The organism is Pseudomonas sp. Irchel s3h14 (assembly GCF_900187425.1).
Lineage (GTDB): Bacteria > Pseudomonadota > Gammaproteobacteria > Pseudomonadales > Pseudomonadaceae > Aquipseudomonas.
Map to the genome: position 1 here is coordinate 110307 of NZ_FYDJ01000014.1, position 24623 is coordinate 134929.

The 24623-nt window shown below is 58.1% G+C and carries 19 protein-coding genes, 4 tRNA genes and 1 riboswitch; of the genes, 17 read left to right on the forward strand and 6 right to left on the reverse strand.

The features are described 5' to 3' along the window. Nucleotides 1–10 precede the first annotated feature (10 nt). The gene (locus tag CKW16_RS23270) at nucleotides 11–4876 is read right to left on the reverse strand and encodes a leucine-rich repeat domain-containing protein (RefSeq protein ID WP_095130975.1); all 4866 of its coding nucleotides are present in this window, start codon (nucleotides 4874–4876) and stop codon (nucleotides 11–13) included. 287 nt (nucleotides 4877–5163) lie between these two features. On the opposite strand from CKW16_RS23270, the gene CKW16_RS23275 reads away from it, so the two are divergent. The 7 genes from CKW16_RS23275 (at nucleotide 5164) to astE (ending at nucleotide 13033) form a co-directional block, all read left to right on the forward strand. After that, a complete protein-coding gene (locus CKW16_RS23275) occupies nucleotides 5164–6384 on the forward strand; it encodes an aspartate aminotransferase family protein (protein WP_095130977.1) in 1221 nt (406 codons plus the stop codon). A gap of 226 nt (nucleotides 6385–6610) precedes the next feature. Continuing rightward, on the forward strand, nucleotides 6611–7630 hold the full coding sequence (gene aruF / locus CKW16_RS23280; RefSeq protein WP_008154316.1) for an arginine/ornithine succinyltransferase subunit alpha: 1020 nt from the start codon (nucleotides 6611–6613) through the stop codon (nucleotides 7628–7630). 95 nt (nucleotides 7631–7725) lie between these two features. Further along, entirely contained in the window at nucleotides 7726–8751 is a 1026-nt protein-coding gene (gene astA / locus CKW16_RS23285) for an arginine N-succinyltransferase (RefSeq protein ID WP_095130979.1), read from the forward strand. Further along, nucleotides 8748–10217 (forward strand): succinylglutamate-semialdehyde dehydrogenase, encoded by a 1470-nt coding sequence (astD, locus tag CKW16_RS23290; RefSeq protein WP_176471597.1) that lies wholly within the window; start codon nucleotides 8748–8750, stop codon nucleotides 10215–10217. Before astA ends, astD begins: the two co-directional genes overlap by 4 nt. Before the next feature lie 138 nt (nucleotides 10218–10355). Then, a complete protein-coding gene (gene astB, locus CKW16_RS23295) occupies nucleotides 10356–11702 on the forward strand; it encodes an N-succinylarginine dihydrolase (protein WP_095130983.1) in 1347 nt (448 codons plus the stop codon). A 20-nt stretch (nucleotides 11703–11722) separates the two neighbouring features. Next, the gene (locus tag CKW16_RS23300) at nucleotides 11723–12010 is read left to right on the forward strand and encodes a hypothetical protein (RefSeq protein ID WP_033056735.1); all 288 of its coding nucleotides are present in this window, start codon (nucleotides 11723–11725) and stop codon (nucleotides 12008–12010) included. A 12-nt stretch (nucleotides 12011–12022) separates the two neighbouring features. Further along, on the forward strand, nucleotides 12023–13033 hold the full coding sequence (gene astE, locus CKW16_RS23305) for a succinylglutamate desuccinylase (RefSeq protein ID WP_095130985.1): 1011 nt from the start codon (nucleotides 12023–12025) through the stop codon (nucleotides 13031–13033). 114 nt (nucleotides 13034–13147) lie between these two features. Here astE and CKW16_RS23310 read toward each other — a convergent pair whose 3' ends face one another. Then, the gene (locus CKW16_RS23310; RefSeq protein WP_033056178.1) at nucleotides 13148–13657 is read right to left on the reverse strand and encodes a 6,7-dimethyl-8-ribityllumazine synthase; all 510 of its coding nucleotides are present in this window, start codon (nucleotides 13655–13657) and stop codon (nucleotides 13148–13150) included. A gap of 102 nt (nucleotides 13658–13759) precedes the next feature. Continuing rightward, nucleotides 13760–13930: riboswitch (FMN riboswitch) on the reverse strand. 195 nt (nucleotides 13931–14125) lie between these two features. On the opposite strand from CKW16_RS23310, the gene ltaE reads away from it, so the two are divergent. The 7 genes from ltaE (at nucleotide 14126) to CKW16_RS23345 (ending at nucleotide 20095) form a co-directional block, all read left to right on the forward strand. Then, nucleotides 14126–15130, forward strand: coding sequence for a low-specificity L-threonine aldolase (gene ltaE / locus CKW16_RS23315; protein ID WP_095130987.1), 1005 nt, complete (start codon nucleotides 14126–14128; stop codon nucleotides 15128–15130). A gap of 146 nt (nucleotides 15131–15276) precedes the next feature. Next, complete coding sequence (alaS, locus tag CKW16_RS23320; RefSeq protein ID WP_056741418.1) at nucleotides 15277–17901, forward strand: alanine--tRNA ligase; 2625 nt, start codon at nucleotides 15277–15279, stop codon at nucleotides 17899–17901. A gap of 91 nt (nucleotides 17902–17992) precedes the next feature. Next, on the forward strand, nucleotides 17993–19234 hold the full coding sequence (locus tag CKW16_RS23325; protein WP_046045479.1) for an aspartate kinase: 1242 nt from the start codon (nucleotides 17993–17995) through the stop codon (nucleotides 19232–19234). A 187-nt stretch (nucleotides 19235–19421) separates the two neighbouring features. Next, complete coding sequence (gene csrA / locus CKW16_RS23330; protein ID WP_002554426.1) at nucleotides 19422–19610, forward strand: carbon storage regulator CsrA; 189 nt, start codon at nucleotides 19422–19424, stop codon at nucleotides 19608–19610. 62 nt (nucleotides 19611–19672) lie between these two features. Next, nucleotides 19673–19763: transfer RNA gene (locus CKW16_RS23335), tRNA-Ser, on the forward strand. A 107-nt stretch (nucleotides 19764–19870) separates the two neighbouring features. Then, nucleotides 19871–19947: transfer RNA gene (locus CKW16_RS23340), tRNA-Arg, on the forward strand. A gap of 71 nt (nucleotides 19948–20018) precedes the next feature. Continuing rightward, nucleotides 20019–20095 (forward strand) — tRNA-Arg (locus CKW16_RS23345). 19 nt (nucleotides 20096–20114) lie between these two features. On the opposite strand, the gene CKW16_RS23350 is transcribed toward CKW16_RS23345, so the two are convergent. After that, nucleotides 20115–20633, reverse strand: a complete 519-nt coding sequence (locus CKW16_RS23350; RefSeq protein ID WP_095130989.1) for a cell envelope protein SmpA — start codon at nucleotides 20631–20633, stop codon at nucleotides 20115–20117. A gap of 320 nt (nucleotides 20634–20953) precedes the next feature. On the opposite strand from CKW16_RS23350, the gene mgtE reads away from it, so the two are divergent. After that, on the forward strand, nucleotides 20954–22396 hold the full coding sequence (gene mgtE / locus CKW16_RS23355) for a magnesium transporter (RefSeq protein ID WP_095130991.1): 1443 nt from the start codon (nucleotides 20954–20956) through the stop codon (nucleotides 22394–22396). A gap of 99 nt (nucleotides 22397–22495) precedes the next feature. Here mgtE and CKW16_RS23360 read toward each other — a convergent pair whose 3' ends face one another. Next, nucleotides 22496–22822: an Arc family DNA-binding protein gene (locus CKW16_RS23360; RefSeq protein ID WP_095130992.1), complete on the reverse strand. Its 327-nt coding sequence runs from the start codon at nucleotides 22820–22822 to the stop codon at nucleotides 22496–22498. 385 nt (nucleotides 22823–23207) lie between these two features. Here CKW16_RS23360 and phnN point away from each other — a divergent pair, with 385 nt between their 5' ends. Next, nucleotides 23208–23780 carry a phosphonate metabolism protein/1,5-bisphosphokinase (PRPP-forming) PhnN gene (phnN, locus tag CKW16_RS23370; RefSeq protein ID WP_095130997.1) on the forward strand — a complete coding sequence of 191 codons (573 nt, stop codon included), beginning with the start codon at nucleotides 23208–23210 and terminating at the stop codon, nucleotides 23778–23780. On the opposite strand, the gene CKW16_RS23375 is transcribed toward phnN, so the two are convergent. After that, nucleotides 23755–23934 carry a PA3371 family protein gene (locus CKW16_RS23375; protein WP_056741414.1) on the reverse strand — a complete coding sequence of 60 codons (180 nt, stop codon included), beginning with the start codon at nucleotides 23932–23934 and terminating at the stop codon, nucleotides 23755–23757. The genes phnN and CKW16_RS23375 overlap by 26 nt on opposite strands. Before the next feature lie 22 nt (nucleotides 23935–23956). After that, nucleotides 23957–24190: a hypothetical protein gene (locus tag CKW16_RS23380; protein ID WP_095130999.1), complete on the reverse strand. Its 234-nt coding sequence runs from the start codon at nucleotides 24188–24190 to the stop codon at nucleotides 23957–23959. A 292-nt stretch (nucleotides 24191–24482) separates the two neighbouring features. On the opposite strand from CKW16_RS23380, the gene CKW16_RS23385 reads away from it, so the two are divergent. Then, nucleotides 24483–24559 (forward strand) — tRNA-Arg (locus CKW16_RS23385). Nucleotides 24560–24623 lie beyond the last annotated feature (64 nt).

Genomic DNA, 24623 nt, shown 5'->3' on the forward strand with positions numbered 1-24623 from the left:
GAAGACTGATTTATTCCTCCATGTCGGAGCCTTCAGAAGTCGAGATCTCCATCTCACCTCGATTGATCACCTCTTCCACGCCAAAGTCCATGCCCGTCCGTTCGAAGTAGCCGATCAGCCGTAGCAGGCTCTCCCCGGAAAACCGATTACCTCGAAAACTGATGTTTTCAGCGATTTCCACCGGCAGTTCCAGCACGTCGCTGGGGACTTCGGTGATGGCGTTGCCACTGAGGTCGGCCCAGTCCAGCTCTGTCATTTGCAGCAGGCCGTGCGGTATTTCGGTGATGCCGGTGTCATTCAGCAGTACGGTCGCGAGGCCCATCATCTGACTCAGGTCAGGCGTTTGCCCCAGGGGGTTGCGGGCCAGATCGAGATAATCGAGCTGTTCCATTCCCGCCAGCGCACTTGCCGATTCTGCTGACAGTCTGACGCGGCATTCAGGGAGCGACAGCGCCCGCAGTTGACCCATCTTGAACACCGCATCGGGAATGTTGCCCAGATTACAGTCGCGCAGTCTGAGTCTTTTGAGGTTGGGGAAAGACTCCAGAAAATTCCCGGCGCGGGTCACTCCGTCGACGCTGCGTAACTCCAGCGATGTCACATGACTGAAGTCGGCGTTCAGGGTAGGCAGGTCGCCGTTGATGTAGGATTCGAAAGCGAGATCATAGGTGGGCTCCAGCGCCTCATTGAAGTCATCCAGTTCGCTTTCATGCCGCCAGCACTGCTCCAGTGTCTGTTTGAACTGGTCGCGGTTCATGTGCTCGACAAGCTGTTGTTGGGCGGTGAACGGTTCGCCCGTCAACGGGTGTTGGGCCGGAAGGTCGGCGGCCCATGCCGCCAGGTCGTTGCTCAGTTGTGCCAACTCCGCTTCAAGGTTTGTCAGCTCGATCCGGCCGTCTGCCAGTGTGCCTGCCAGTTCATAGACAAACTCGCTCGCCTGTTCAACCTCCAGGTTCGGGTACAGCGCCCTGACTCGGTTGATGTCCGCCTCTGGGGCATAGATACCCAAATCGTATGAGCTGTCGAAGTAGTGATGCTTGATCAGTTGTCGGGCGTTATCCGAAAGCGGATTGTGCGTCAGGTGTATTGCGCGTTTGGCGTACACCGGGCTTTCGAATAATTGCGAAGGCAGCTCACTGATCCTGTTGTGTAGCAGCTTGGCAGTATCAAGTTTGGGGTGGCGAACTACGCTGTCGGGAATGTCGGTCAGGCCGGTACGGCTCAAGTCCAGGTGAACAAGCTCAGGCATGGATTCGACACTGGGCACCATAGTGAACGGGTTCTGGTACAGATCCAGCATGACCAGCTTGTTCAATGAGGACAGTTTCGCCCAGTTGGCTGCATCGAACCTGATTGCGCAATCGCTTAACACCAGCGCATCAAGGTCCGTCATTCGAGGAATGGCCTCGGGGAGGGAGGTTAGGGAAAAGCGTTTTAAATCGAGCCGGCGCAAGCTGGTGAAACGCTGAAGAAACTCGGGAACACCCTGCACAGCATGACTGCCTTCAAGGGACAGCAATGACACATGGGGGAAATCGGCCGTCAGCGTCGGTAGATCGCCAAGGATCGCCCCGGCAAATCTGAGTGCATAGCGTGGCGTGTCATCCGGGCCATTGAAGTCCCGCTCTGATTGTCGGCGCCAACTGCGCTGGATTTCCTGGGCCAGCAGCCTGCGATTGTGTCGAGCGACCTGCCGTTCCAATTCGTTCAGAGGGACCCGGGTTTGCGGGTGAGCAGTGGGCGAGTCATTTATCCAGGTGTTCAGGTCCTGATTCAGTCGCGAGAGTTCGCTGGACAGGCGTGAGAGCTCCATGCGAGCGCCATCGGGATGTGTTTGTAACTGGAGAACAACAGACTGGAGTTCCTCCTCGGAAAGGCTGGGGTAAACCTCGCGAACACGGTCGTTGAGGGACGGCGTCGGGAAGTAACTGCGTCGGTATCCATCCGAGCCGCCAGGCAAGCGCATGGTCGTCGGATCGTAGAACGGTTTTCGATTGGGATTTTTTGCGAACAGCTTGCGCAGTGCCGGTTGGTTCAGTGCATGTTCGGCGATGTGTAGTCTGAGTGCCTGAGCATTTGCGATCGATGGGCTCAACGCATTGCGCTGCGCTTGCGGCAGCGCCTGAAAAAGTCCCTGATAAAAATCACCGGGCGCCGATTCGCTGTCTTGATATACCTGGTAAGTGCCAACTTCAGCGCGCACCAGTGTTTTCACAGTCGGTGCATTGAGTTGGCCAATGCTGTCGCGCACACGTCCGTCATGGGCGTAATCCCTCACTTCAATACGCAGCTCGGCGGGAAAACCGGGCAGCGAATTCAGGCTTTGCAAGGCCAGTCGGTGGGTGTCGGTGTTGTCCAGAGCGTCGGAAAAAAGGCCTTCACAGGCTCGGGCTGCGCGTACGGCCTCCATGGCTTTTAGTGCTGCTTCCTTGAGCCGTTGGGGCGCGCGACCGTTGTGCAGCTGGCGTAACTCGGTCCCGGTTGCATTGCTCACCAGCTCTTGCGCGACATCGGTCGGCAATCCATGCACGTCGTCGAGCAGTCGCTGGACTTGCACGTTGTCGGTTTTCTCCTGTGCGCGATAGCGTGTATCGAACAGCGATTTGTGATGCTTCAGGGCAAGTTCGGCCGTTTGTTTTCTGAAGGCTTTCGTTTGGGTTTCCGGTGCCGGCATTGGCGTGTCGACAGGCCAATCGTCGTAGCTGGTCAGTAATTGATGTTGCAGGATCAGATCGGCCTTGCGATAGCGCTCGGGCTGGTCGCTGCCGATCTGTTCGATAAAAGTTTCAATGTCCCGGTTGATCCTGAAACGCTTGATCGTGTCTGTCAGCAGCGAAGGCGGACGATAATGTTCGACATGCATTTCGCGCACTACGTTGTCGTGGTAACCGCTGACCCGCAGGATCTGTTCGCGCTCAACGCTGCTGAATGGCTCGACGCTATGGCCGAGGCGACGCATGACTTTTTCCCGGTCCCAGTTCAGCGGTTGCTCCAGTTCTGTGTGCCAGGCGCCGTGGTTGTTATGCAGCAGGGGCGGCTGATAAGCATCAGTTCGGTTCGGATGCTTAATCTGAAACGTGCCTGGCACGCGGTCGGGCTTCACGGCATACAGTTTTTCCTCCAGTGGCAGCAGCGTCTTGCCCTCGTATTGATAGAGGCCGAGATGATCGGGTTTTACTCCTTCGGGCAAAATGAGTGCTTGTTCGTAAGGCTTGAGATCCGGCTTCCAGTAGCGGGTTTTTCCTTTGGGCGTTGTGACGGGTTTGAGTGGGTCGACAAGCGCAATAGCTTCACGAGAGAGCAGACGGCTGAGGGTCCGGGCAGCGATGGCGCCGCCCACCGCAAATGTCCCCACCTGAACCACCGTTTCGACGAACGTCATCAGATGCCCGAACGCTTCTGTTTTCAGCCCTTCAGCCAGGTCCACTATGCCTTCGAAGGTTTCGTCGAGTAACTGGTAGGCCATGTAGCCCAGCATCAATTCGCCGAGAAACGGGACGAAAGGCAGTGCAACGAACGTCGCGATTTCAAGGATTGTCGAGGCCACTTTGCTGAAGGCATTCCACAATGCCCATCGCGCGTTGCTGTCGGCAGTGGCGGTGGAGACGGCGAGGGTGCTTGCATCGTTGAGGATCTTGTTCAGCTGTCGCTGATAGAGATGGTTCCACAGGTCCGCTTTGAACGGGATCGCCGAAAACCGCAAATCAGGCTTGTCGATGGGCGTTTCGCGCCAGCTCGGCAGAGGGTCGCCCTGTCGGTGTTGATGCCAGGTCACGCTCTGGAGGCGACGATTGAGGTCCGCGAAAAAATGTCCTCTTTCCTTGTGGTCGACGAAGCGACTGAAGAACGTTTGATAAGCGGGCGAGCGCAGTTTGCGAGTCAGCTCGGCCATGAACGCCAATGTGTTCGGGTATTCCTTGAGAGGATGCTCTGGATCATCGGGAATGTAGGCAATGATCCGTGTGGCCGTGCGTGCGCGCTCCAGGCTCGCCGCGAAAATGACAATGCCGGTCAGCGAGGAGGACATCATTGTCAGGTCGTGACCCAGCAGCGGCTGCCCATCCAGTCGAGCACCCGAACGCCCTTCCAGAATGCGCAGGATCGAGAGATGGGCATCTGCAGGGATATCCTTTCGGACTTGCGCCATTTGCAGCGCAGATTGGAGTGCTGTTTTGTGCGAGACGATCACCTTCGGTTTCAACACCGCACCGGCCACCGGGTTGGACAACCCCAGATTGTCTTTGAGGTAAGCGTTGTACCGGGCGCCGATATCCAGTTCCCGGCATAACCGGGCAAAGGCCGGGATAGTGAGCTTTTGCTTGACCGCCGGCAGCGTATCGAACTGCCCTGTGGGCGAAGGTTTGGTGATGAACGTCGAGGCTGACTCGTAAGCCCCTGCCGCTGTTTCCGATTCCTGAAAGTTATGCAGGGCGGCGTCGAGCATCGACACGGTCCAGGTGCGCGCGGCGCCAGTCTTGATTCCGAAAAGCGGCACGGTTTGAGGGATGTACAGGCGCAGGAAAGTGGTTTTGACGTCCAGATCCAGGTCAAACCGGGTTTTCAGGGCGTCGCTCAGCAGTGGTTCGGCAAAGGCTTGTGCGCTTCGCAGCTTCGACAGCATTGAGTCCAGACGATTTCGATGGGTCCAATGTTCCTGACTGATCTTTTTCAGCGACTGGTGCTGCAGCGGTGTTGCGGTGCCATGCCAGTCCGGCGTCATAAACGTGGCGTTCTTGAGAGCTTGGTGTGTACTGGACGATGCTTCTAATACCCAGACTGGCAGATTGTTGAACAGGTGATGGTAGTGATCGTCCGGCTGCGCAGCGGATTCACTGCCTCCAGTAGTGGAAAGGCGATCGTTCTCGTATCGGCTCATGCGCTATTCCCTTAGCGTTTTGAATGAGCCGCCAGCAAAACAGACGATGATCGGTTCCGTGCGGTACATATTTACCGCACCGCTCGACAACCCTGCCTATAACCTGTGCCGGCAGTTTAAACTGCGCCTTTGCGACGCTATATGTCGCATTGCCGTAAACCCGGCTGAAACCGGGGTTTGCGCTATAAGAAGTTGTCGCTTGGCGGCAAGGCCGGGCTGAAAACTGTCCTTACAATCCCCCCATCGCTCGCCAGTTTCAGGCGAGTGTTCCTCATCAGGAGACTCCGATGTCCGTTGAGCACGCTGCGGTACAACGCGCCGATTTCGACCAGGTAATGGTTCCCAACTACGCGCCTGCCGCTTTCATTCCTGTTCGTGGCGCCGGCTCCCGCGTCTGGGACCAGTCTGGCCGCGAGCTGATCGACTTCGCCGGCGGGATTGCCGTTAACGTATTGGGCCATGCGCACCCGGCGCTGGTCGCTGCCTTGACCGAGCAGGCGAACAAGCTGTGGCACGTGTCCAACGTCTTCACCAATGAGCCGGCCTTGCGCCTGGCCCATAAGCTGATCGACGCCACGTTTGCCGAGCGCGCGTTCTTCTGCAACTCCGGCGCCGAAGCCAACGAGGCCGCCTTCAAGCTGGCCCGTCGCGTCGGTTTCGATCGTTTCGGCAGCGAGAAGTACGAAATCATCGCCGCGCTCAACAGCTTCCACGGTCGTACCCTGTTCACCGTGAACGTCGGTGGTCAGTCGAAGTATTCCGATGGCTTCGGTCCGAAGATCACCGGTATCACCCACGTGCCGTATAACGATCTGGCCGCGCTGAAAGCCGCCATTTCCGACAAGACGTGCGCTGTGGTTCTGGAACCGATCCAGGGCGAGAGCGGCGTGATCCCGGCCGAACTCGAGTACCTGCAAGGCGCCCGCGAACTGTGCACCGCACACAACGCGCTGCTGATTTTCGACGAAGTGCAAACCGGCATGGGCCGCAGCGGCAAGCTGTTCGCCTACCAGCATTACGGCGTGATCCCGGACATCCTGACCAGCGCCAAGAGCCTGGGCGGTGGTTTCCCGATCGCCGCAATGCTGACCACTGAAGACTTGGCCAAACACCTGGTCGTCGGCACTCACGGCACCACCTACGGCGGCAATCCGCTGGCGTGTGCTGTCGCTGAAGCTGTGATTGACGTGGTTAATACCCCTGAAGTGCTGGCCGGCGTCAACGCCAAGCACGACAAGTTCAAGGCTCGCCTGGAGCAGATCGGCGAGAAGTACGGCCTGTTTACCCAGGTCCGGGGTATGGGCCTGTTGATCGGTTGCGTGCTGAACGATGCCTGGAAAGGCAAGGCCAAGGACATCTTCAACGCCGCTGAAAAAGAAGGCCTGATGATTCTGCAGGCTGGCCCCGACGTGGTTCGTTTCGCGCCAAGCCTGGTGGTTGAAGACGCCGATATCGATGCCGGTCTGGACCGTTTCGAGCGCGCCGCGGCCAAACTGACTCAAGCCTGATAGACCCTTCGACGCCTGATCATTCAGGCGTCGAACCCAATTTTTATGCCGGGCCAGATTCAATGTGGGAGCGGGCTTGCTCGCGAAGGCGGACTGACATTCAGCATTGATGTTGAATGTTATGGCCCCTTCGCGAGCAAGCCCGCTCCCACACTGGACACTGAGTAGCTTGAATGCTGGCCCGGTTATTTTTCCTCAAAGAGTTTTTCGAGAAAGGAGTGACACCATGCTGGTGATGCGCCCCGCGCAAATGGCTGATCTGGGCGAGGTACAGCGTCTGGCTGCGGACAGCCCGATTGGTGTCACTTCCTTGCCGGATGACGTTGAACGCCTGAGCGACAAGATCGCGGCAAGCGAAGCCTCGTTCGCCGCCGAAGTCAGCTTCAACGGTGAAGAGAGCTATTTCTTCGTCCTCGAAGACACCGCCACCGGCAAACTGGTGGGCTGCTCGGCCATCGTTGCGTCGGCCGGTTATTCCGAGCCGTTCTACAGCTTCCGTAATGAAACCTTTGTGCACGCCTCCCGTGAGCTGAAGATTCATAACAAGATCCACGTGCTCTCCCAGTGCCACGACCTGACCGGCAACAGTTTGCTGACCAGTTTCTACGTGCTGCCGGAGCTGGTGGGGTCGGCCTGGTCGGAGCTCAACTCCCGTGGTCGCTTGTTGTTCGTCGCCAGCCATCCGGAGCGTTTCGCCGATTCTGTGGTGACCGAGATCGTCGGTTACAGCGATGAAAATGGTGATTCGCCGTTCTGGGATGCCATCGGTCGTAATTTCTTCGACCTCAACTACGCCGCTGCCGAGCGTCTGTGCGGTCTGAAGAGCCGGACGTTCCTGGCCGAGCTGATGCCGCATTACCCGATCTATGTGCCGCTGCTGCCGGACTCCGCTCAAGAGGCGATGGGCCAGGTGCACCCACGGGCGCAGATCACTTTCGACATCCTGATGCGCGAAGGCTTCGAAACCGATCATTACATCGACATTTTCGACGGCGGGCCGACCCTACACGCCCGTGTCTCGGGGATTCGTTCGATCGCCCAGAGCCGAGTAGTCCCGGTGAAAATCGGCGAGCCGGTCAAAGGCGCCGGTCGTCAGTACCTGGTGGCCAACGCCCAGTTGCAGGATTACCGCGCCGTTTTGCTTGAGCTCGATTACGCGCCGGGCAAACCCGTGACCCTGGATCTTGAGGCGGCCGAAGCCCTGGGTGTCGGTGAAGGTGCCAGCGTGCGCCTGGTGGCGGTTTAACACCTGCTGCTACGCCTGGAAAGAATGCTTGGAAAGAATGCCTAAAAAGCAGCGAGTTTCACGGGTGGCGCAAGCGGCCCGTTTGAGGAGATAGCATGATCGTTCGTCCCGTACGCAGCAGCGATTTACCCGCTCTGATCGACCTGGCCCGCAGCACCGGCACTGGCCTGACCACCTTGCCGGCCAATGAAGAGCGTCTGGCCCATCGGGTCGGCTGGGCCGAGAAGACCTTCCGCGGCGAAGCCGGGCGGGGCGATGCGGACTACCTGTTCGTGCTCGAAGACGATGATGGCCGCGTGGTGGGTATTTCCGCCATTGCCGGTGCCGTCGGTCTGCGTGAGCCTTGGTACAACTTCCGGGTTGGCCTGACCGTCAGCGCTTCGCAAGAGTTGAACATCTACCGCGAAATCCCGACGCTGTTCCTGGCCAACGACCTGACCGGTAACTCCGAGCTGTGCTCGCTGTTCCTGCACGCCGACTACCGCACGGGCCTCAACGGTCGCATGCTGGCCAAGGCGCGGATGCTGTTCATCGCCGAGTTCCCGCAACTGTTCGGCAACAAGATCATCGCCGAGATGCGCGGCATGTCCGACGAAGCCGGGCGTTCGCCGTTCTGGGAAAGCCTGGGGCGTCATTTCTTCAAGATGGAATTCAGCCAGGCTGACTACCTGACCGGTGTGGGCAACAAGGCGTTCATCGCCGAACTGATGCCGAAATTCCCGTTGTACACCTGCTTCCTGTCGGAAGATGCACGCAACGTGATCGGCCAGGTTCATCGGGACACCGAGCCGGCGTTGGCCATGCTTAAAAGCGAAGGCTTCAGCTATCAAGGCTACGTCGACATCTTCGACGCCGGTCCTGCTGTTGAGTGTGAAACCGGCAAGATCCGCGCAGTGCGCGACAGCCAGGCGCTGGTGCTGGCCATCGGCACGCCGGGTGACGACGCCACACCGTTCCTTATTCATAACCGCAAGCGCGAAGACTGCCGGATCACTGCTGCTCCTGCACGTTTCGCCGCCGGTACGCTGGTGGTCGATCCGCTGACCGCCAAACGTCTTCAACTCAACGCCGGCGATCAAGTGCGCGCCGTTCCGTTGTCTGCTGCCAGGGAGTCGAAATAATGAATTCGCTATACATCGCAGGTGAATGGCTGGCCGGCCAGGGTGAAGCCTTTCAGTCGCTGAACCCGGTAACCCAACAAGTGCTGTGGGCCGGCGAAGGCGCTACCACTGCTCAGGTTGAATCGGCCGTGCAAGCCGCACGCCAGGCATTCCCGAGCTGGGCCCGACGTACCCTGGAGGAGCGCATTACAGTGCTGGAGGCCTTTGCCGCCGCGCTGAAGAACAATGCTGACGAACTGGCTCGCACCATCGGTGAGGAAACCGGCAAACCTTTGTGGGAAGCGGCGACCGAAGTCACCAGCATGGTCAACAAGATTGCGATCTCGGTGCAGAGCTACCGCGAACGTACCGGCGAGAAGAGCGGCCCGTTGGGCGACGCCACCGCCGTGTTGCGCCACAAACCACACGGTGTGGTCGCGGTGTTCGGGCCTTACAACTTCCCTGGTCACCTGCCGAACGGTCACATCGTGCCGGCGCTGCTGGCCGGTAATAGTGTGCTGTTCAAACCCAGCGAGCTGACGCCGAAAGTCGCGGAGCTGACGGTCAAGTGCTGGATCGAAGCCGGTCTGCCGGCAGGCGTGTTGAACCTGCTGCAAGGCGCTCGCGAAACCGGTATCGCCCTGGCGGCGAACCCGGGCATCGATGGCTTGTTCTTCACCGGCTCCAGCCGCACCGGCAATCACCTGCATCAACAGTTTGCCGGTCGTCCGGACAAGATCCTCGCGCTGGAAATGGGCGGTAACAACCCGCTGGTCGTTGATCAGGTCGCAGACCTCGATGCTGCCGTTTACACCATCATCCAGTCTGCGTTCATTTCCGCCGGTCAGCGTTGCACCTGCGCCCGCCGCTTGCTGGTGCCACAGGGCGCCTGGGGCGACACACTGCTGGCGCGTCTGGTGGCGGTCAGCCGTACGATTGAAGTCGGCGCGTTTGATCAGCAACCGGCACCGTTCATGGGCTCGGTGATTTCTCTCGGCGCTGCGAAAGCACTGATGGATGCGCAAGAGCATCTGCTGGGCAACGGCGCAGTCGCGCTGCTGGAAATGACTCAGCCACAAGCTCAAGCTGCCTTGCTGACCCCAGGTATTCTGGACGTCACGGCAGTGGCTGATCGCCCTGACGAAGAGCTGTTCGGCCCGCTGCTGCAAGTGATCCGCTACGCTGATTTTGAGGCAGCGATCGCTGAAGCCAACGACACCAACTATGGCCTGGCGGCCGGTCTGCTGTCGGATTCCGAAGCACGTTATCAGCAGTTCTGGCTGGAAAGCCGTGCGGGCATCGTCAACTGGAACAAACAGCTGACCGGTGCTGCGAGCAGCGCGCCATTCGGCGGTGTCGGCGCTTCGGGCAACCACCGCGCCAGCGCCTACTACGCGGCAGATTACTGCGCGTACCCGGTCGCTTCGCTGGAAACGCCGAGCCTGACCTTGCCGGCGACCCTGACGCCCGGCTTGAAGATGGCGTGACGCCCATTCGCGAGCAAGCCCGCTCCCACAGGGAAATGCATTCCAATGTGGGAGCGGGCTTGCTCGCGAAGGCCGCGCCTCGGTCTCAAAGAATAGTTACTGATGCCTATAACAACAGATTCTCGTGGAGCCTCGCTGATGAAATCCTATGAAGTCAATTTTGACGGTCTAGTGGGGCCGACCCATAACTACGGCGGTTTGTCCTACGGCAACGTCGCGTCCCAGAGCAACAGCCAGCAGTCTTCGAACCCGAAGGAAGCGGCGCTGCAAGGCCTGGCGAAAATGAAATCGCTGATGGAAATGGGCTTTCAACAGGGCGTGCTGGCACCACAGGAACGCCCGGACGTGGCAGCCCTGCGTCGTTTGGGTTTCGGCGGCACCGACGCTCAGGTGATCGAGCAGGCGGCTAAAGATGCGATGCCGTTGCTGGTCGCCAGTTGCTCGGCGTCGAGCATGTGGGTGGCCAACGCCGCCACCGTCAGCCCGAGCGCCGACACCGCGGATGGCCGTGTGCATTTCACCGCGGCCAACCTGAACTGCAAATATCACCGCAGCATCGAACACCCGACCACCAGTCGCGTGCTGGGTGCGATGTTCGCCGACCAGAAACACTTCGCTCACCACGCCGCCTTGCCGGCCGTGGCACAGTTCGGGGACGAAGGCGCAGCCAACCACACCCGTTTCTGCCGTGAATATGGCGAAGCAGGCGTCGAGTTCTTCGTGTTCGGTCGCAGCGCGTTCGACACCCGTTACCCGGCACCGCAGAAATACCCGGCCCGCCAGACCCTCGAAGCCTCCCAGGCGGTTGCCCGCTTGCACGGCTTGAGTGATGACGGCGTGGTCTACGCTCAGCAGAACCCTTCGGTGATCGATCAGGGCGTGTTCCACAACGATGTGATCGCGGTGGGTAATGGCGAGGTGCTGTTCTATCACGAGGACGCGTTCCTCGACACCGAGCAGATGCTGGCCGAATTGCAGAGCAAACTCGCCAAAGTCGGTGGGAAATTTCAGTCGATCTGCGTACCGCGTTCCGCGGTCACCGTGGAAGACGCCGTTCGTTCCTACTTGTTCAATAGCCAACTGCTGTCGCGTCCTGACGGCTCGATGCTGTTGATCGTGCCGGAAGAATGCCGTAGCAACGAGCGTGTCTGGCAGTACCTGCAAGGTTTGACCAGCTCTGGCGGCCTGATCCGCGAAGTGAAAGTGTTCGATTTGAAGCAGAGCATGCAGAACGGCGGTGGCCCGGCTTGCCTGCGACTGCGCGTCGCGCTCAACGAAACCGAACTGGCGGCCGTCAACCCAGGGGTTATCATGACGGCACCGTTGTACGGCACGCTGACCGAATGGGTCGACAAGCACTACCGCGACCGCATGACCGAAAACGATCTCGCGGACCCGCAATTGCTGCTTGAGTGCCGGACGGCACTGGATGAACTGACGCAAATCCTTAAACTGGGCGCGGTTTATCCATTCCAGATCAATTGAACGTCGAGAGCGTAAAAAACATGAGCGATACCCTGCAGCTGATCCTTGAAGACACCGACGGCACGCAACTGGAAACTTCCTGCACCCGCGTCGCGGTCATGTGGCAAGGCAAAGAGCTGTGGATTCAGCAAGACGGCCGCGGCCAATTGCTGATCGGCGTGGACGTCGAAGAAGGTGACGCTGAATACGCAAACCTGCTGCTGCGCCCATTGGCGACTAATCTGGTAAGTCTGCAACTGGAAATGGAACCGGCTGAAGTCGGTGACGAAGACCACGTGCACGGCCCGGATTGCGCGCACGACCACTAAGGAAACCGCTCTATGCTCGCCCTCGGCAAACTGCTTGAACTGACCCTCGCCGGCCGCGAACCGGCGGAGAAGACTCAACTGACTGTCGAAGGCGTGCGCATGCGCTGGTTGAGCGAAGGTGCGCTGGAAGTCCGGCCACCTGAAGTTCGCGACAACGGCCTGGACCTGCTGCTATCGGCCGGCATCCACGGCAACGAAACAGCCCCGATCGAGTTGCTCGATCGCCTGTTGCATGACATCGCCCGCGGCGACTTGAAGCCGCGTACACGTATTCTGTTCTTGTTCGGCAATCCGGAAGCGATTCGCAAAGGCGAGCGTTTCATCGAGCAGGACGTCAATCGGCTGTTCAACGGCCGTCACGAACAAAGCAGCGGCTCCGAAGCCCTGCGCGCGTGTGAACTGGAGCGGCTGGCAGCGAGTTTCTTCAGCCTGCCGGATCGCAACCGTCTGCACTACGACCTGCACACGGCCATTCGCGGTTCGAAAATCGAGCAGTTCGCGCTGTATCCCTGGAAAGAAGGCCGTCAGCATTCACGCCTGGAACTGGCGCGCCTGCGCGCTGCCGGCATGGAAGCGGTGCTGCTGCAAAACAAGCCGTCCATCGTTTTCAGCTCCTATACCTACGACAAACTCGGTGCGGAGTCCTTTACCCTCGAGTTGGGCAAGGCGCGGCCATTCGGGCAGAACGATGGGGTCAACGTCGATCTGCTGGAAACCCGCCTCAAACAGATTATCGAAGGCAACGAACCAGCCCAGACCGAAGAGGCGCTGGACGGTTTGCAGCTGTTTAGCGTGGCGCGAGAAATCATCAAGCACAGCGATAGCTTCCGCCTGAACCTGCCAGCGGACATCGAGAACTTTTCGGAGTTGGAAGTGGGTTACCTGCTGGCCGAAGACATCGCACAGACCCGGTGGATCATTGAGGAGGAGGGTGCCCGGATCATCTTCCCGAACCCCAAGGTCAAGAACGGCCTGCGCGCCGGCATCCTGATTGTGCCGACTACCGACGAAAACCTCGCCTGACGATCGTTCCCACGCTCTGCGTGGGAATGCAGCCCGGGACGCTCCGCGTCCCAAAAGCGGACGCAGAGCGTCCATTGAGGCATTCCCACGCAGAGCGTGGGAACGATCATCAGACTAGACGGCTACTGCGCGAGGCTCGCTACGACGCAACGCACGCATCTTGTGCAGCGTATCCGCGCACGTCTTCGCCGCTTCCTGGCCTTTATGCACAAAGTGCTCGAAGAAGAACTTCTGATGTTCTTCGCCGGAATGGAAGTGGTGCGGGGTCAAAACCACCGAGAACACCGGCACTTCGGTTTCCAGCTGAACTTGCATCAAGCCGCTGATCACCGACTGGGCGACGAATTCGTGGCGATAGATCCCGCCGTCGACCACCAGGCCCGCCGCGACAATGCCGGCATAACGACCGGATTTGGCCAGCAGCTTGGCGTGCAGCGGAATTTCAAAGGCGCCGCCGACTTCGAAGAAGTCGATCTCCGATTCCTGATAACCCTGAGCAATCATTTCGGCCACAAAGCCCTTACGGCTCTGATCGACGATTTCCTTGTGCCAGCAGGCCTGGATGAACGCAACGCGCTCGCCCTGATGGTTTTTGCTTTTGCTATCGATTGCGGTGGGTTGCATGTTCTGACTCCTGTTTATGTAAAAAACAGGGCATATGAATCGAATGGGATTTAAGGGTACGCACGCTCGCACGAATGCCTGCGGACGGCCCTTTGGCGCCAATCCCGTTCTCTCTTCATCCGGACTATGACCGTCGGCCCCGGGATCACACCGGGTCTGCTGACCTTGTCGCCATCACAGCCATTGCCGTGCCTGTCGCCAAGCGCTCGCGGGCTATGCGCATTGCGCGCAATTACCGCCGGTGGGGAGTTGCACCCCGCCCTGAGAACGTTTTGCCGCCAGATTGTTTGGCGGCGAAGCGTTTTTAACACATATTTCTCACCTGTGCATTGCTGCTATCTGATGATTGCTATCGACTTTTTCGTCGGTTCAGGAAGCCTTTTCCTGCCCAAGGGTTGATTATTCGTCTGCATGACCGCAGTAATTCCTGACTGAAAGGGATTTTCCCTGCTTACCGAGGCCAGATTCATGAGCGTTATCGATCTTCGCAGCGACACCGTCACCCAACCGACCGCAGGGATGCTCGACGCGATGGCCAGTGCGGCCACCGGTGACGACGTTTACGGCGAAGATCCGACGGTCAATCGACTGGAAGCTGAACTGGCAAGACGGCTGGGTTTTGCTGCGGCGCTGTTTGTTCCGACGGGCACCATGAGCAATCTGCTGGGCTTGATGGCCCACTGCGAACGCGGTGATGAATACATCGTCGGCCAGCAGGCTCACACCTATAAGTATGAAGGTGGCGGCGCGGCCGTGCTCGGTTCTATCCAGCCTCAACCGCTGGAAGTACAGGCCGACGGCTCGCTGGACCTGGCGCACGTCGCGGCTGCGATCAAACCGGATGACTTCCACTTCGCCCGCACCCGTTTGCTGGCGCTGGAAAACACCATGCAGGGCAAGGTTTTGCCGCTGGAGTATCTGGCGCGGGCTCGAAGCTTCACACGTGAACATGGGTTGCAGCTGCACCTGGACGGCGCGCGGCTGTACAACGCAGCGGTCAAGCTGGATGTCGATGCTCGGGAAATTACTCAGCACTTTGATTCCGTATCGGTCTGCCTGTCCAAAGGCCTGGGCGCGCCGATCGGTTCGGTACTGTGCGGATCGGTCGAGTTGATCGGCAAGGCGCGACGCCTGCGCAAGATGGTCGGCGGCGGCATGCGCCAGGCCGGGATTCTGGCGGCGGCAGGTTTGTATGCGCTGGATAACAATGTTCAGCGTCTGGCTGACGACCACGCCAATGCGCAGTTGCTGGCCGAAGGCTTGCGAACGGCGGGTTACGAGGTCGAGCCCGTGCAGACCAACATGGTTTACGTGCAGATGGGCGACAAGGCCGAGGCCATCAAGGTGTTTGCCGCCGAACGCGGGATCAAGCTGAGCGCTGCCGGCCGTCTGCGCATGGTCACGCACATGGACGTCAGCCGTGCTCAAATCGAGCAGGTCGTCGCGACATTCGTCGAGTTTTCGCGCAACTGATAGCGTTAGCGGTCCAATTGACCGTTTCTATCGTATAAACACGCTGTACCCCGCGCGCAGGGCCGATATAATGCGGCCCTTTGCCGTCGCTTCGTCTGTTGACGTTTCGCACAGGCCTTTGGCCGCAGCCTCCGTGGAAGAACCTAATGAAAAGCGCAGAAATCCGTGAAGCCTTCCTTCGCTTCTTCGAAGAGCAAGGCCACACCCGTGTAGCCTCCAGCTCTTTGATTCCGGGCAACGACCCAACCCTGCTGTTCACTAACGCGGGGATGAACCAGTTCAAGGACTGTTTCCTGGGCCAGGAAAAGCGCGCGTACACCCGCGCAGTCAGCAGCCAGAAATGCGTGCGCGCCGGCGGCAAGCACAACGACCTGGAAAACGTCGGTTATACCGCCCGTCACCACACATTCTTCGAAATGCTGGGTAACTTCAGCTTCGGTGATTACTTCAAGCGCGACGCGATCACCTACGCCTGGAACTTCCTGACGTCCGACAAGTGGCTGAACCTGCCGAAAGAAAAGCTCTGGGTCACCGTCTACGCCAGCGATGACGAGGCCTACGACATCTGGACCAAGGAAATCGGTGTTCCGGCTGAGCGCATGGTTCGTATCGGCGACAACAAAGGCGCGCCGTACGCTTCCGACAACTTCTGGACCATGGGCGATACCGGCCCGTGCGGTCCTTGCACCGAGATTTTCTACGATCACGGCGCCGACATCTGGGGCGGCCCACCGGGCTCGCCGGAAGAAGATGGCGACCGTTACATTGAAATCTGGAACAACGTATTCATGCAGTTCAACCGCACCGCCGATGGCGTGTTGCACCCGCTGCCAGCGCCGTCGGTCGATACCGGCATGGGCCTGGAGCGGATCAGTGCCGTGCTGCAGCACGTTCACTCGAACTATGAAATCGACCTGTTCCAGAGCCTGCTGATTGCATCGGCCAAGGCCATCGGCTGCACCAACGACGCTCAGGCTTCGCTGAAAGTCGTGGCTGACCACATCCGTTCCTGCGGTTTCCTGATTGCCGACGGCGTGCTGCCGTCCAACGAAGGCCGCGGCTACGTGCTGCGCCGGATCATTCGTCGCGCCTGCCGTCACGGCAACAAGCTGGGCGCCAAGGGCAGTTTCTTCTACCAAATCGTTGCGGCACTGGTCGCCGAGATGGGCGAAGCCTTCCCTGAGCTGAAATCCCAGCAAGCGCACATCGAGCGCGTACTGAAAGCTGAAGAAGAGCAGTTTGCCAAGACCCTGGAGCAGGGCCTGAAAATCCTCGAGCAGGATCTGGCCGAGCTCAAGGGCGACGTAGTGCCGGGCGACGTAGTGTTCAAACTCTACGACACCTACGGTTTCCCGATGGACCTGACCGGCGACATCGCTCGCGAACGCAGCCTGACCATCGACGAAGAAGGCTTCGAGCGCGAAATGGAAGCCCAGCGCGTCCGTGCCCGTTCCGCCAGCTCCTTCGGCATGGACTACAACAGCCTGGTCAAGGTTGATGTGGCCACCGAATTCACCGGCTATGAAGCGACTAAAGGTTCGGCGAAAGTCGTTGGTCTCTATAAAGATGGCCAGTCGGTCGACGTGCTCAGTGAAGGCGAAGAGGGTGTGGTCGTACTGAACCAGACGCCGTTCTACGCTGAATCCGGCGGTCAGATCGGCGACTGCGGTTTCCTTCAGGTCGGCAACGCACGCTTTGACGTACGTGACACCACCAAAACCGGTGGCGCCTTCTTGCATCACGGCGTGCTGGCGTCGGGCAGCCTGACCATCGGCGCTCCGGTAGAAACTCATGTTGATGCCGAAGTGCGTCACGCGACTTCGCTGAACCACTCGGCGACTCACTTGCTGCACGCCGCATTGCGCCAGGTGCTGGGCGACCACGTTCAGCAGAAAGGCTCGTTGGTCGACAGTCAGCGCCTGCGCTTTGACTTCAGCCACTTCGAAGCCATCAAACCTGAGCAGTTGAAGGCGCTGGAAGACATCGTCAACGCCGAGATTCGCAAGAACTCCGAAGTTGAAACCGAAGAAACCGATATCGAAACCGCCAAGCAGAAGGGCGCCATGGCGCTGTTCGGCGAAAAATACGGCGACAGCGTGCGCGTACTGAGCATGGGCGGTGATTTCTCCGTCGAACTGTGCGGCGGTATCCACGCCAACCGGACTGGCGACATCGGCCTGCTGAAGATTATCAGCGAAGGCGGTGTGGCTTCCGGCGTGCGTCGTATCGAAGCGGTCACTGGCGCCGCGGCGCTGGCATACTTGAACGCTGCTGAAGAACAACTCAAGGAAGCGGCCAACCTGGTCAAGGGTAGCCGCGACAACCTGATCGACAAGCTGTCGGCTGTGCTGGAGCGCAACCGTCTGCTGGAGAAGCAACTCGAGCAGTTGCAGGCCAAGGCTGCCAGCGCGGCGGGCGACGATCTGTCGGCTTCTGCCCTGGATGTCAAAGGCGTCAAGGTGCTGGCCGTGCGTCTGGACGGTCAGGACGGCAAGGCGCTGCTGGCGCTGGTCGATCAACTGAAAAACAAACTCGGCCGCGCAGTGATCCTGCTCGGCAGTGTCCATGAGGAAAAGGTCGTTCTGGTTGCAGGCGTAACCAAAGACCTGACTGGCCAACTCAAAGCCGGTGATTTGATGAAGCAAGCCGCTGCAGCAGTGGGCGGGAAGGGCGGTGGTCGTCCAGACATGGCGCAAGGCGGTGGTACTGACGCTGGCGCACTGGATGCGGCATTGGCCCTGACTGTTCCATTTGTAGAGCAGGGTTTATAAGGCAGTGTGTCCGGCCCGCAGTCTAGTGGCGGGCCCGAACGCTGTTTGAGTGATTATTTGGGCGCCCTTCATGGGCAGAGGCGGCTTTGAAATGGCTTTGATCGTACAGAAATTTGGAGGCACCTCGGTCGGCACTGTCGAGAGAATCGAGCAGGTCGCCGACAAGGTTAAGAAATTCCGCGAAGCCGGCGATGACCTGGTGGTTGTGCTGTCTGCAATGAGCGGCGAAACCAACCGTCTGATCGATCTGGCCAAGAAAATCAGTGGCGATGGTCAGCCAGTTCCTCGTGAGCTGGACGTGATCGTCTCCACCGGTGAGCAGGTGACGATTGCACTGTTGGCCATGGCGCTGATCAAGCGCGGCGTGCCAGCGGTGTCCTACACCGGCAACCAGGTGCGGATTCTGACGGACAGTGCGCACAATAAAGCGCGTATCTTGCAGATTGATGACCAGAAGATTCGTGGCGATCTGAAGGCTGGTCGTGTGGTGGTTGTCGCCGGTTTCCAGGGCGTCGACGAGCACGGCAACATCACCACCCTCGGTCGTGGCGGTTCCGACACCACCGGCGTGGCGCTGGCGGCAGCCTTGAAGGCTGACGAATGCCAGATCTACACCGATGTCGACGGCGTCTACACCACCGACCCGCGTGTGGTGTCCGTGGCTCAGCGCCTGGACAAGATTACCTTCGAAGAGATGCTGGAAATGGCCAGCCTCGGTTCCAAGGTGTTGCAGATCCGTGCGGTGGAATTCGCCGGCAAGTACAACGTTCCGCTGCGCGTACTGCACAGCTTCAAGGAGGGTCCGGGCACCCTCATTACTATTGATGAAGAGGAAACCATGGAACAGCCGATCATTTCCGGCATCGCTTTCAACCGCGATGAAGCCAAGCTGACCATCCGTGGCGTGCCAGACACCCCGGGCGTTGCATTCAAGATTCTCGGCCCGATCAGCGCCGCGAACATCGAAGTCGACATGATCGTGCAGAACGTTGCGCACGATAACACCACCGACTTCACCTTCACCGTGCATCGCAATGACTTCCAGGCAGCGCAAACCGTGCTGGAAAACACCGCTCGCGAGATCGGTGCCCGTGAAGTCGTTGGCGACATCAAGATTGCCAAGGTGTCGATCGTCGGTGTCGGCATGCGCTCCCACGCAGGCGTGGCCAGCCGCATGTTCGAATCGTTGGCGAAAGAAAGCATCAACATCCAGATGATCTCGACCTCGGAAATCAAAGTCTCCGTAGTGATCGAAGAGAAGTACCTGGAACTGGCTGTGCGCGCTCTGCACACGGCTTTCGAACTGGACGCACCGGTCCGTCAGGGCGAGTGATGCGTTTGCCGAAGGGCGCGGTCTGACCGCGCCCTTTTGTTTTTTTGAATGGTGCGACCCGAAGCTGTTCTTTTGCTCGCGCTAGTCAATACTCAGGCATGTAGGGCTGCGATCGTTCCGGTTGTAGGTCGAGTGCCTTTTTTTTGCAGACTGTTGTCCCTGAAATGAAATGCGTGAGGAGAAAGGTATGCTGATTCTGACTCGTCGGTGCGCAGAAAGCCTGATTATTGGTGATGGCGAAATCACCGTGACCGTGCTCGGCGTCAAAGGAAATCAAGTGCGTATCGGTGTCAACGCCCCGAAAGAGGTTGCGGTCCACCGTGAGGAAATTTACCTGCGTATAAAGAAAGAGAAGGACGAAGAACCAAGCCATTAATTTTTATCGTTTTTTATGTTTGCAAACGGGGAAGAAGCTGGTTAATATACGCCCCGTGTTGCGGAGAGCTGGCCGAGTGGCCGAAGGCGCTCCCCTGCTAAGGGAGTACACCTCAAAAGGGTGTCGGGGGTTCGAATCCCCCGTTCTCCGCCATTATTTGCGTAGTACGTTGTAATCTGGCTTCTTCGGTAAGTGTTTGAAATTACTAGAAAAAGTGTTTGACATAGAGATTAGACGGCCTATAATGCGCGGCAACAAATGCACTCGTAGCTCAGCTGGATAGAGTACTCGGCTACGAACCGAGCGGTCACAGGTTCGAATCCTGTCGAGTGCACCATTTAAGAGTCATCTGCAGTAATGTGAATGACTTGGCTTCAACCAGTTGTGATCTGGTATAAAAACACAAATGCACTCGTAGCTCAGCTGGATAGAGTACTCGGCTACGAACCGAGCGGTCACAGGTTCGAATCCTGTCGAGTGCACCAAACAACAAAAAGCCCGCGTTTAACGCGGGCTTTTTGCCGTCTGGGATTTGGCTTTTCCTTTGGTGCATCCTCTCTCATCGAACTCGACGTGTGCGCTACGACCTCGCTGGGTGTCGTAACGGTAGCTCGTGGCCGAATTGCGAATACTGATCTTGTCTGGCTTGCCAAGGGCGCTCTCGACGTCCTGCTGGCTCATGCCGGCAACAACCCGCTGATTGATGATCGCTTCTCGGCGTTCTTTGGCGTTGATCAGGTTTCCACATTTGTCCTCGGTCTTGCCGACGACAGTCGGATCTCTCCTTTTGATTTTCATACCTGATGTTTCGCGATTCTCGGCTTCCGGCATGAGAGCGGTCACGCTGCCCGGGGTGAAGGTGCGGACATCCTGAAGCGAAAGGCTGTCTCCGGCCTTACAGCTCAACGTAGTGAAGGTGATGCGCCCGTTGGCCGCCTCGCAGCGGTGAACGGTCGTCGCAAGTGCCCAGGGCGGCGGGCAGAGCAGGGTGATCAACAAAAAACAATGTGCATTCGATGGCATCAAACGTCCTCCATGACGGTCCATCTCAAGGGTAGTCGTTACATTTTTCAGTCGTGGTGTGTTTTCTTTTCTGGATGAGTCGTCGCAGTTTCATGGATCAGGGCGGTGCTCAGGTTTGTCTTGCAAGCGCTTGTTTCAGCCACGATTTTTTAACGTTTAAAACCGTCGGGCGGTGTATCATTGCGCCCGTCAGCCCCGCCGGGGCTTGTGGAATACCTCCATGGACTTACCCAGTAGTTACTCAGTACCCCGTTTTTCCAATCATGAATTGACTGATTGATCCTTCCGGCGTGCCCCGCTGCTGGGAGTGGAGTTCGCCTATGTCTGAAGTTGAAGTAAAGAAAACGCAGGAAAGCTTGCAGGACCGCCTCGCTCAAGTTGTTGAGCTGCTGCAGCGTCAGCGGGTGGTCGAAGACCTGACTCACCGCCAGGAAGGTCCGCATCACGACCGGGTCGAGAACCTGGTTCACCGGCAAAACCTCGTCGAGTTGCAACGCAAGCTCGATGATTTGCACTCCGCCGACGTCGCCTACATCCTTGAAGCCTTGCCGCTGGACGATCGTCTGACGCTCTGGCAATTGGTCAAGGCCGATCGCGACGGCGACATTCTGCTCGAAGTATCCGATTCGGTTCGTGAAACGCTGATCGCCGACATGGATGATCACGAGCTCCTGGCTGCGGCCAAGGACATGGACGCCGACGAACTTGCTGACCTGGCCTCCGAGCTGCCGCGAGACGTCGTCCACGAGTTGATGGAAACCCTCGATGGTCAACAGCGTGAGCGCGTCCGCTCTGCGTTGTCCTACGACGAGGAGCAAGTCGGTGCGCTGATGGACTTCGAGATGGTGACGATCCGTGAGGATGTCAGTCTCGAAGTGGTTTTGCGTTACCTGCGGCGCCTCAAGGAGCTGCCTGGCCACACGGACAAACTGTTCGTGGTCGATTACGACGGCGTGCTCAAGGGCGTATTGCCGATCAAGCGTTTGCTGGTCAACGACCCGGAAAAACAGGTTTCTGAAGTCATGGCCAGCGACCCGGTGAGTTTTCACCCGGACGAAGACGCCTATGACGCTGCTCAGGCGTTCGAGCGTTACGACTTGATCTCGGCGCCTGTGGTCGACAAGAACGGCAAGCTGATCGGCCGTCTGACCATCGATGAAATGGTCGACCTGATCCGTGAAGAGAGCGAAAACGAAGTTCTCAACATGGCGGGTCTTCGTGAAGAGGAAGATATTTTTGCGTCAGTCTGGAAATCCCTGCGTAACCGTTGGGCCTGGCTGGCAATTAACCTGATCACCGCGTTCATCGCATCCCGGGTGATCGGTCTTTTCGAAGGTTCCATCGAGAAATTGGTGGCATTGGCGGCACTGATGCCGATCGTGGCGGGTATCGGTGGTAACTCGGGTAACCAGACGATCACCATGATCGTTCGGGCCATGGCGCTGGATCAGGTCAGTACCGGCAATACTTCGCGCCTTATGCGTAAGGAATTGGCGGTAGGGCTGATCAATGGCCTGGTGTGGGGCGGTGTGATCGGCGTCGTCGCCTATCTGCTGTATGGCAGTTGGTCTCTGGGGGTAGTGATGACCGCTGCCATGACGCTCAACCTGTTGCTGGCGGCATTGGCGGGGGTGTTGATTCCCATGACCCTGGCGCGGCTTGGGCGCGATCCTGCGATGGGCGCCAGTGTGATGATTACCGCCATGACGGACAGCGGCGGGTTCTTCATCTTTCTCGGGCTGGCGACGATCTTCCTGCTCTGACTTATAGACGTTAAAACCCGCCAATCGGCGGGTTTTTTTTGCCCGAATTTCAGGTAAAAAAAAGCCAGCGATTAAGCTGGCTTGAACTTCAGGATGAAATCAGGAAGCGTCTGCGGCAATTTCGGCATCATGCGCAATCAGCGAAACAAGAGCGTTCTGCTGACGGTGGGAGAGTTGGCGGAAGCGTTGCAGCAGTTCGCGTTCGTGCAATGACAGCTCCGGGCTGTCCAGGCGCATGCTCAATTCTTCGCCCAGCGCGCCTTCCTGAATAAGGCTCTGCTCAAGGCGCGCGATGATTTCGGAGTTCATGCTGCGATGATGATTGCGAGCCACCTCGGCAATGCGTTCACGCATTCCGTCTGGCAGACGTACGACGAACTTGTCAGCCGTACGGCTGGAATAAATTGCCTGTTTCAATGGGCGCATATATTTAACCGGTTAGTTCAGGGGAGCGGTTTTCGGGATTGGCCGCAGGATGTCTGATAGGACAAGCGGTCTGGCCAAATGTTCAACCTGAATTGATAGAGGCTCGCATCATGCCTCAAAGTAGCCAGTTCATTGGCGTCAATTCTGTGACAAATATTGAACTGGATAAAGGCGTTATGCCAGCACCAATTATCAGAAATGCGGACTGGTTTGAAAAGCTTGCCCTGGTCCGTATTACTGACCGCATCCTCTTGCCCGGCAGGCGATGCCCTGGGACGCCTGAAGGCGCATGCTGTGCAGATTCGATCAGCGTTCCTTACGTGTACAGGATAGTGGCAATTGGCCGATTTACTAGGGGAAGACGTGCAGTGGGAGGTGATTCAAGATGGATGGCAGGCTGATTTACTTGATGGGGCCTTCTGGGTCCGGCAAGGACAGCCTCATCGAAGCCGCTCGAGAGCCGTTGCAGACGCTCAATTGTGAAGTGGTGCGTCGGGTCATCACGCGGTCGGCCGAATCAGTGGGCGAGGATGCGATTGGCGTTTCCCGGGAAGAGTTCGAGCAACACAGAATCGAGGGCGATTTCGCGCTGAGCTGGAACGCCAATGGCCTGGATTACGGTATTCCGATCGAAATAGATCAATGGCTCAATGAAGGTCGGCATGTCTTGGTCAACGGCTCTCGCGGTCATCTGGCTCAGGCGCTGCACCGGTATCCAACGCTATTGCCGGTTCTTTTGACGGTCAGGGATGAAGTCCTGCGAGAGCGCTTGCTGCGCCGTGGTCGCGAGGGTTTTGCTGAGATTGAAGCAAGGCTACATCGCAATGGGTTATTCACGGCAGAGGGTTCAATCGGTGACACGCAGATCCATCGGCTCGACAATTCAGGCGAACTGTCCACCACAGTTGCCAATCTGCTGGATCTGTTGAGGATTAACGCAGTACCGGATCGAACTTGATCTTGCGCCCGGCAATCAGCGCCAGCACAAACAGCGCACCGAACACGCCGCTGGCGATCAAAGGCAGGGTAAGGACCGTATCCTGGACCACTGACAGATGAAGAATGCCGCTCAGTAAGGCGAGGATGAAAAACCCTGCGGCTGATTTGGACATGCGGTGCTCCTGATGGGGTGATTCAAAATACCAAACGTTCTGAAGACTGAGCCGGCAGCAGAATGCCCTCCTGGCTCACCTCTTGGCTGACAAAGCTGCGCTGGTCGCTCAGAGCCGCCAGTTGAGGTGCTCTTTGCACCTGAAGGTAATGAGGCATGCGTTGAGCAACCGACTCAACACCGCTCTCGGGGACAAATTGAAAGCCCAACAGAATCGCCAGAGCGATCGCGATAGAGAGTAAAAGGGCGCTGTTCATGAGGCTTGCCTCCGTTGTTCTTCGAGAACAGCTAAAGCAGCCCGCATGCCAAGAGTCTAACGGTAATTAAATCCTTTAAAAACAATGAATTAAGATATTTTGTCGAGGTGCCTGCATTGCATTTTGCAATGATGGCTTTTTGCGGTGATGCAATTTGCACGGTAAACAAAGCCACGCTCCTGCGAGGCGTCTGCCTACACTTAAAAAGCCCAACGGACGACATGACAAAAGCAGGCATGCCCGTTAACATGCACGCCGTCCATCGCACCGCGTTTCTTCGTGGTCGATCTGTGTCTCAGTAGCTCAATTGGATAGAGCATCCCCCTCCTAAGGGGAAGGTTGGCAGTTCGAACCTGCCCTGGGACACCATATATTTGAAAGCCCCACGCAGAGTGATCTGGTGGGGCTTTTTTGTGGCTGTCTACAGCGGTGG

Bases quoted from the DNA above. Each gene is read 5' to 3' on its own strand.
- CKW16_RS23270 (WP_095130975.1), bottom strand. From the start codon at position 4,876: ATGAGCCGATACGAGAACGATCGCCTTTCCACTACTGGAGGCAGTGAA.
- CKW16_RS23275 (WP_095130977.1), top strand. From the start codon at position 5,164: ATGTCCGTTGAGCACGCTGCGGTACAACGCGCCGATTTCGACCAGGTA.
- aruF (WP_008154316.1), top strand. From the start codon at position 6,611: ATGCTGGTGATGCGCCCCGCGCAAATGGCTGATCTGGGCGAGGTACAG.
- astA (WP_095130979.1), top strand. From the start codon at position 7,726: ATGATCGTTCGTCCCGTACGCAGCAGCGATTTACCCGCTCTGATCGAC.
- astB (WP_095130983.1), top strand. From the start codon at position 10,356: ATGAAATCCTATGAAGTCAATTTTGACGGTCTAGTGGGGCCGACCCAT.
- CKW16_RS23300 (WP_033056735.1), top strand. From the start codon at position 11,723: ATGAGCGATACCCTGCAGCTGATCCTTGAAGACACCGACGGCACGCAA.
- astE (WP_095130985.1), top strand. From the start codon at position 12,023: ATGCTCGCCCTCGGCAAACTGCTTGAACTGACCCTCGCCGGCCGCGAA.
- CKW16_RS23310 (WP_033056178.1), bottom strand. From the start codon at position 13,657: ATGCAACCCACCGCAATCGATAGCAAAAGCAAAAACCATCAGGGCGAG.
- ltaE (WP_095130987.1), top strand. From the start codon at position 14,126: ATGAGCGTTATCGATCTTCGCAGCGACACCGTCACCCAACCGACCGCA.
- alaS (WP_056741418.1), top strand. From the start codon at position 15,277: ATGAAAAGCGCAGAAATCCGTGAAGCCTTCCTTCGCTTCTTCGAAGAG.
- CKW16_RS23325 (WP_046045479.1), top strand. From the start codon at position 17,993: ATGGCTTTGATCGTACAGAAATTTGGAGGCACCTCGGTCGGCACTGTC.
- csrA (WP_002554426.1), top strand. From the start codon at position 19,422: ATGCTGATTCTGACTCGTCGGTGCGCAGAAAGCCTGATTATTGGTGAT.
- CKW16_RS23350 (WP_095130989.1), bottom strand. From the start codon at position 20,633: ATGCCATCGAATGCACATTGTTTTTTGTTGATCACCCTGCTCTGCCCG.
- mgtE (WP_095130991.1), top strand. From the start codon at position 20,954: ATGTCTGAAGTTGAAGTAAAGAAAACGCAGGAAAGCTTGCAGGACCGC.
- CKW16_RS23360 (WP_095130992.1), bottom strand. From the start codon at position 22,822: ATGCGCCCATTGAAACAGGCAATTTATTCCAGCCGTACGGCTGACAAG.
- phnN (WP_095130997.1), top strand. From the start codon at position 23,208: ATGGATGGCAGGCTGATTTACTTGATGGGGCCTTCTGGGTCCGGCAAG.
- CKW16_RS23375 (WP_056741414.1), bottom strand. From the start codon at position 23,934: ATGTCCAAATCAGCCGCAGGGTTTTTCATCCTCGCCTTACTGAGCGGC.
- CKW16_RS23380 (WP_095130999.1), bottom strand. From the start codon at position 24,190: ATGAACAGCGCCCTTTTACTCTCTATCGCGATCGCTCTGGCGATTCTG.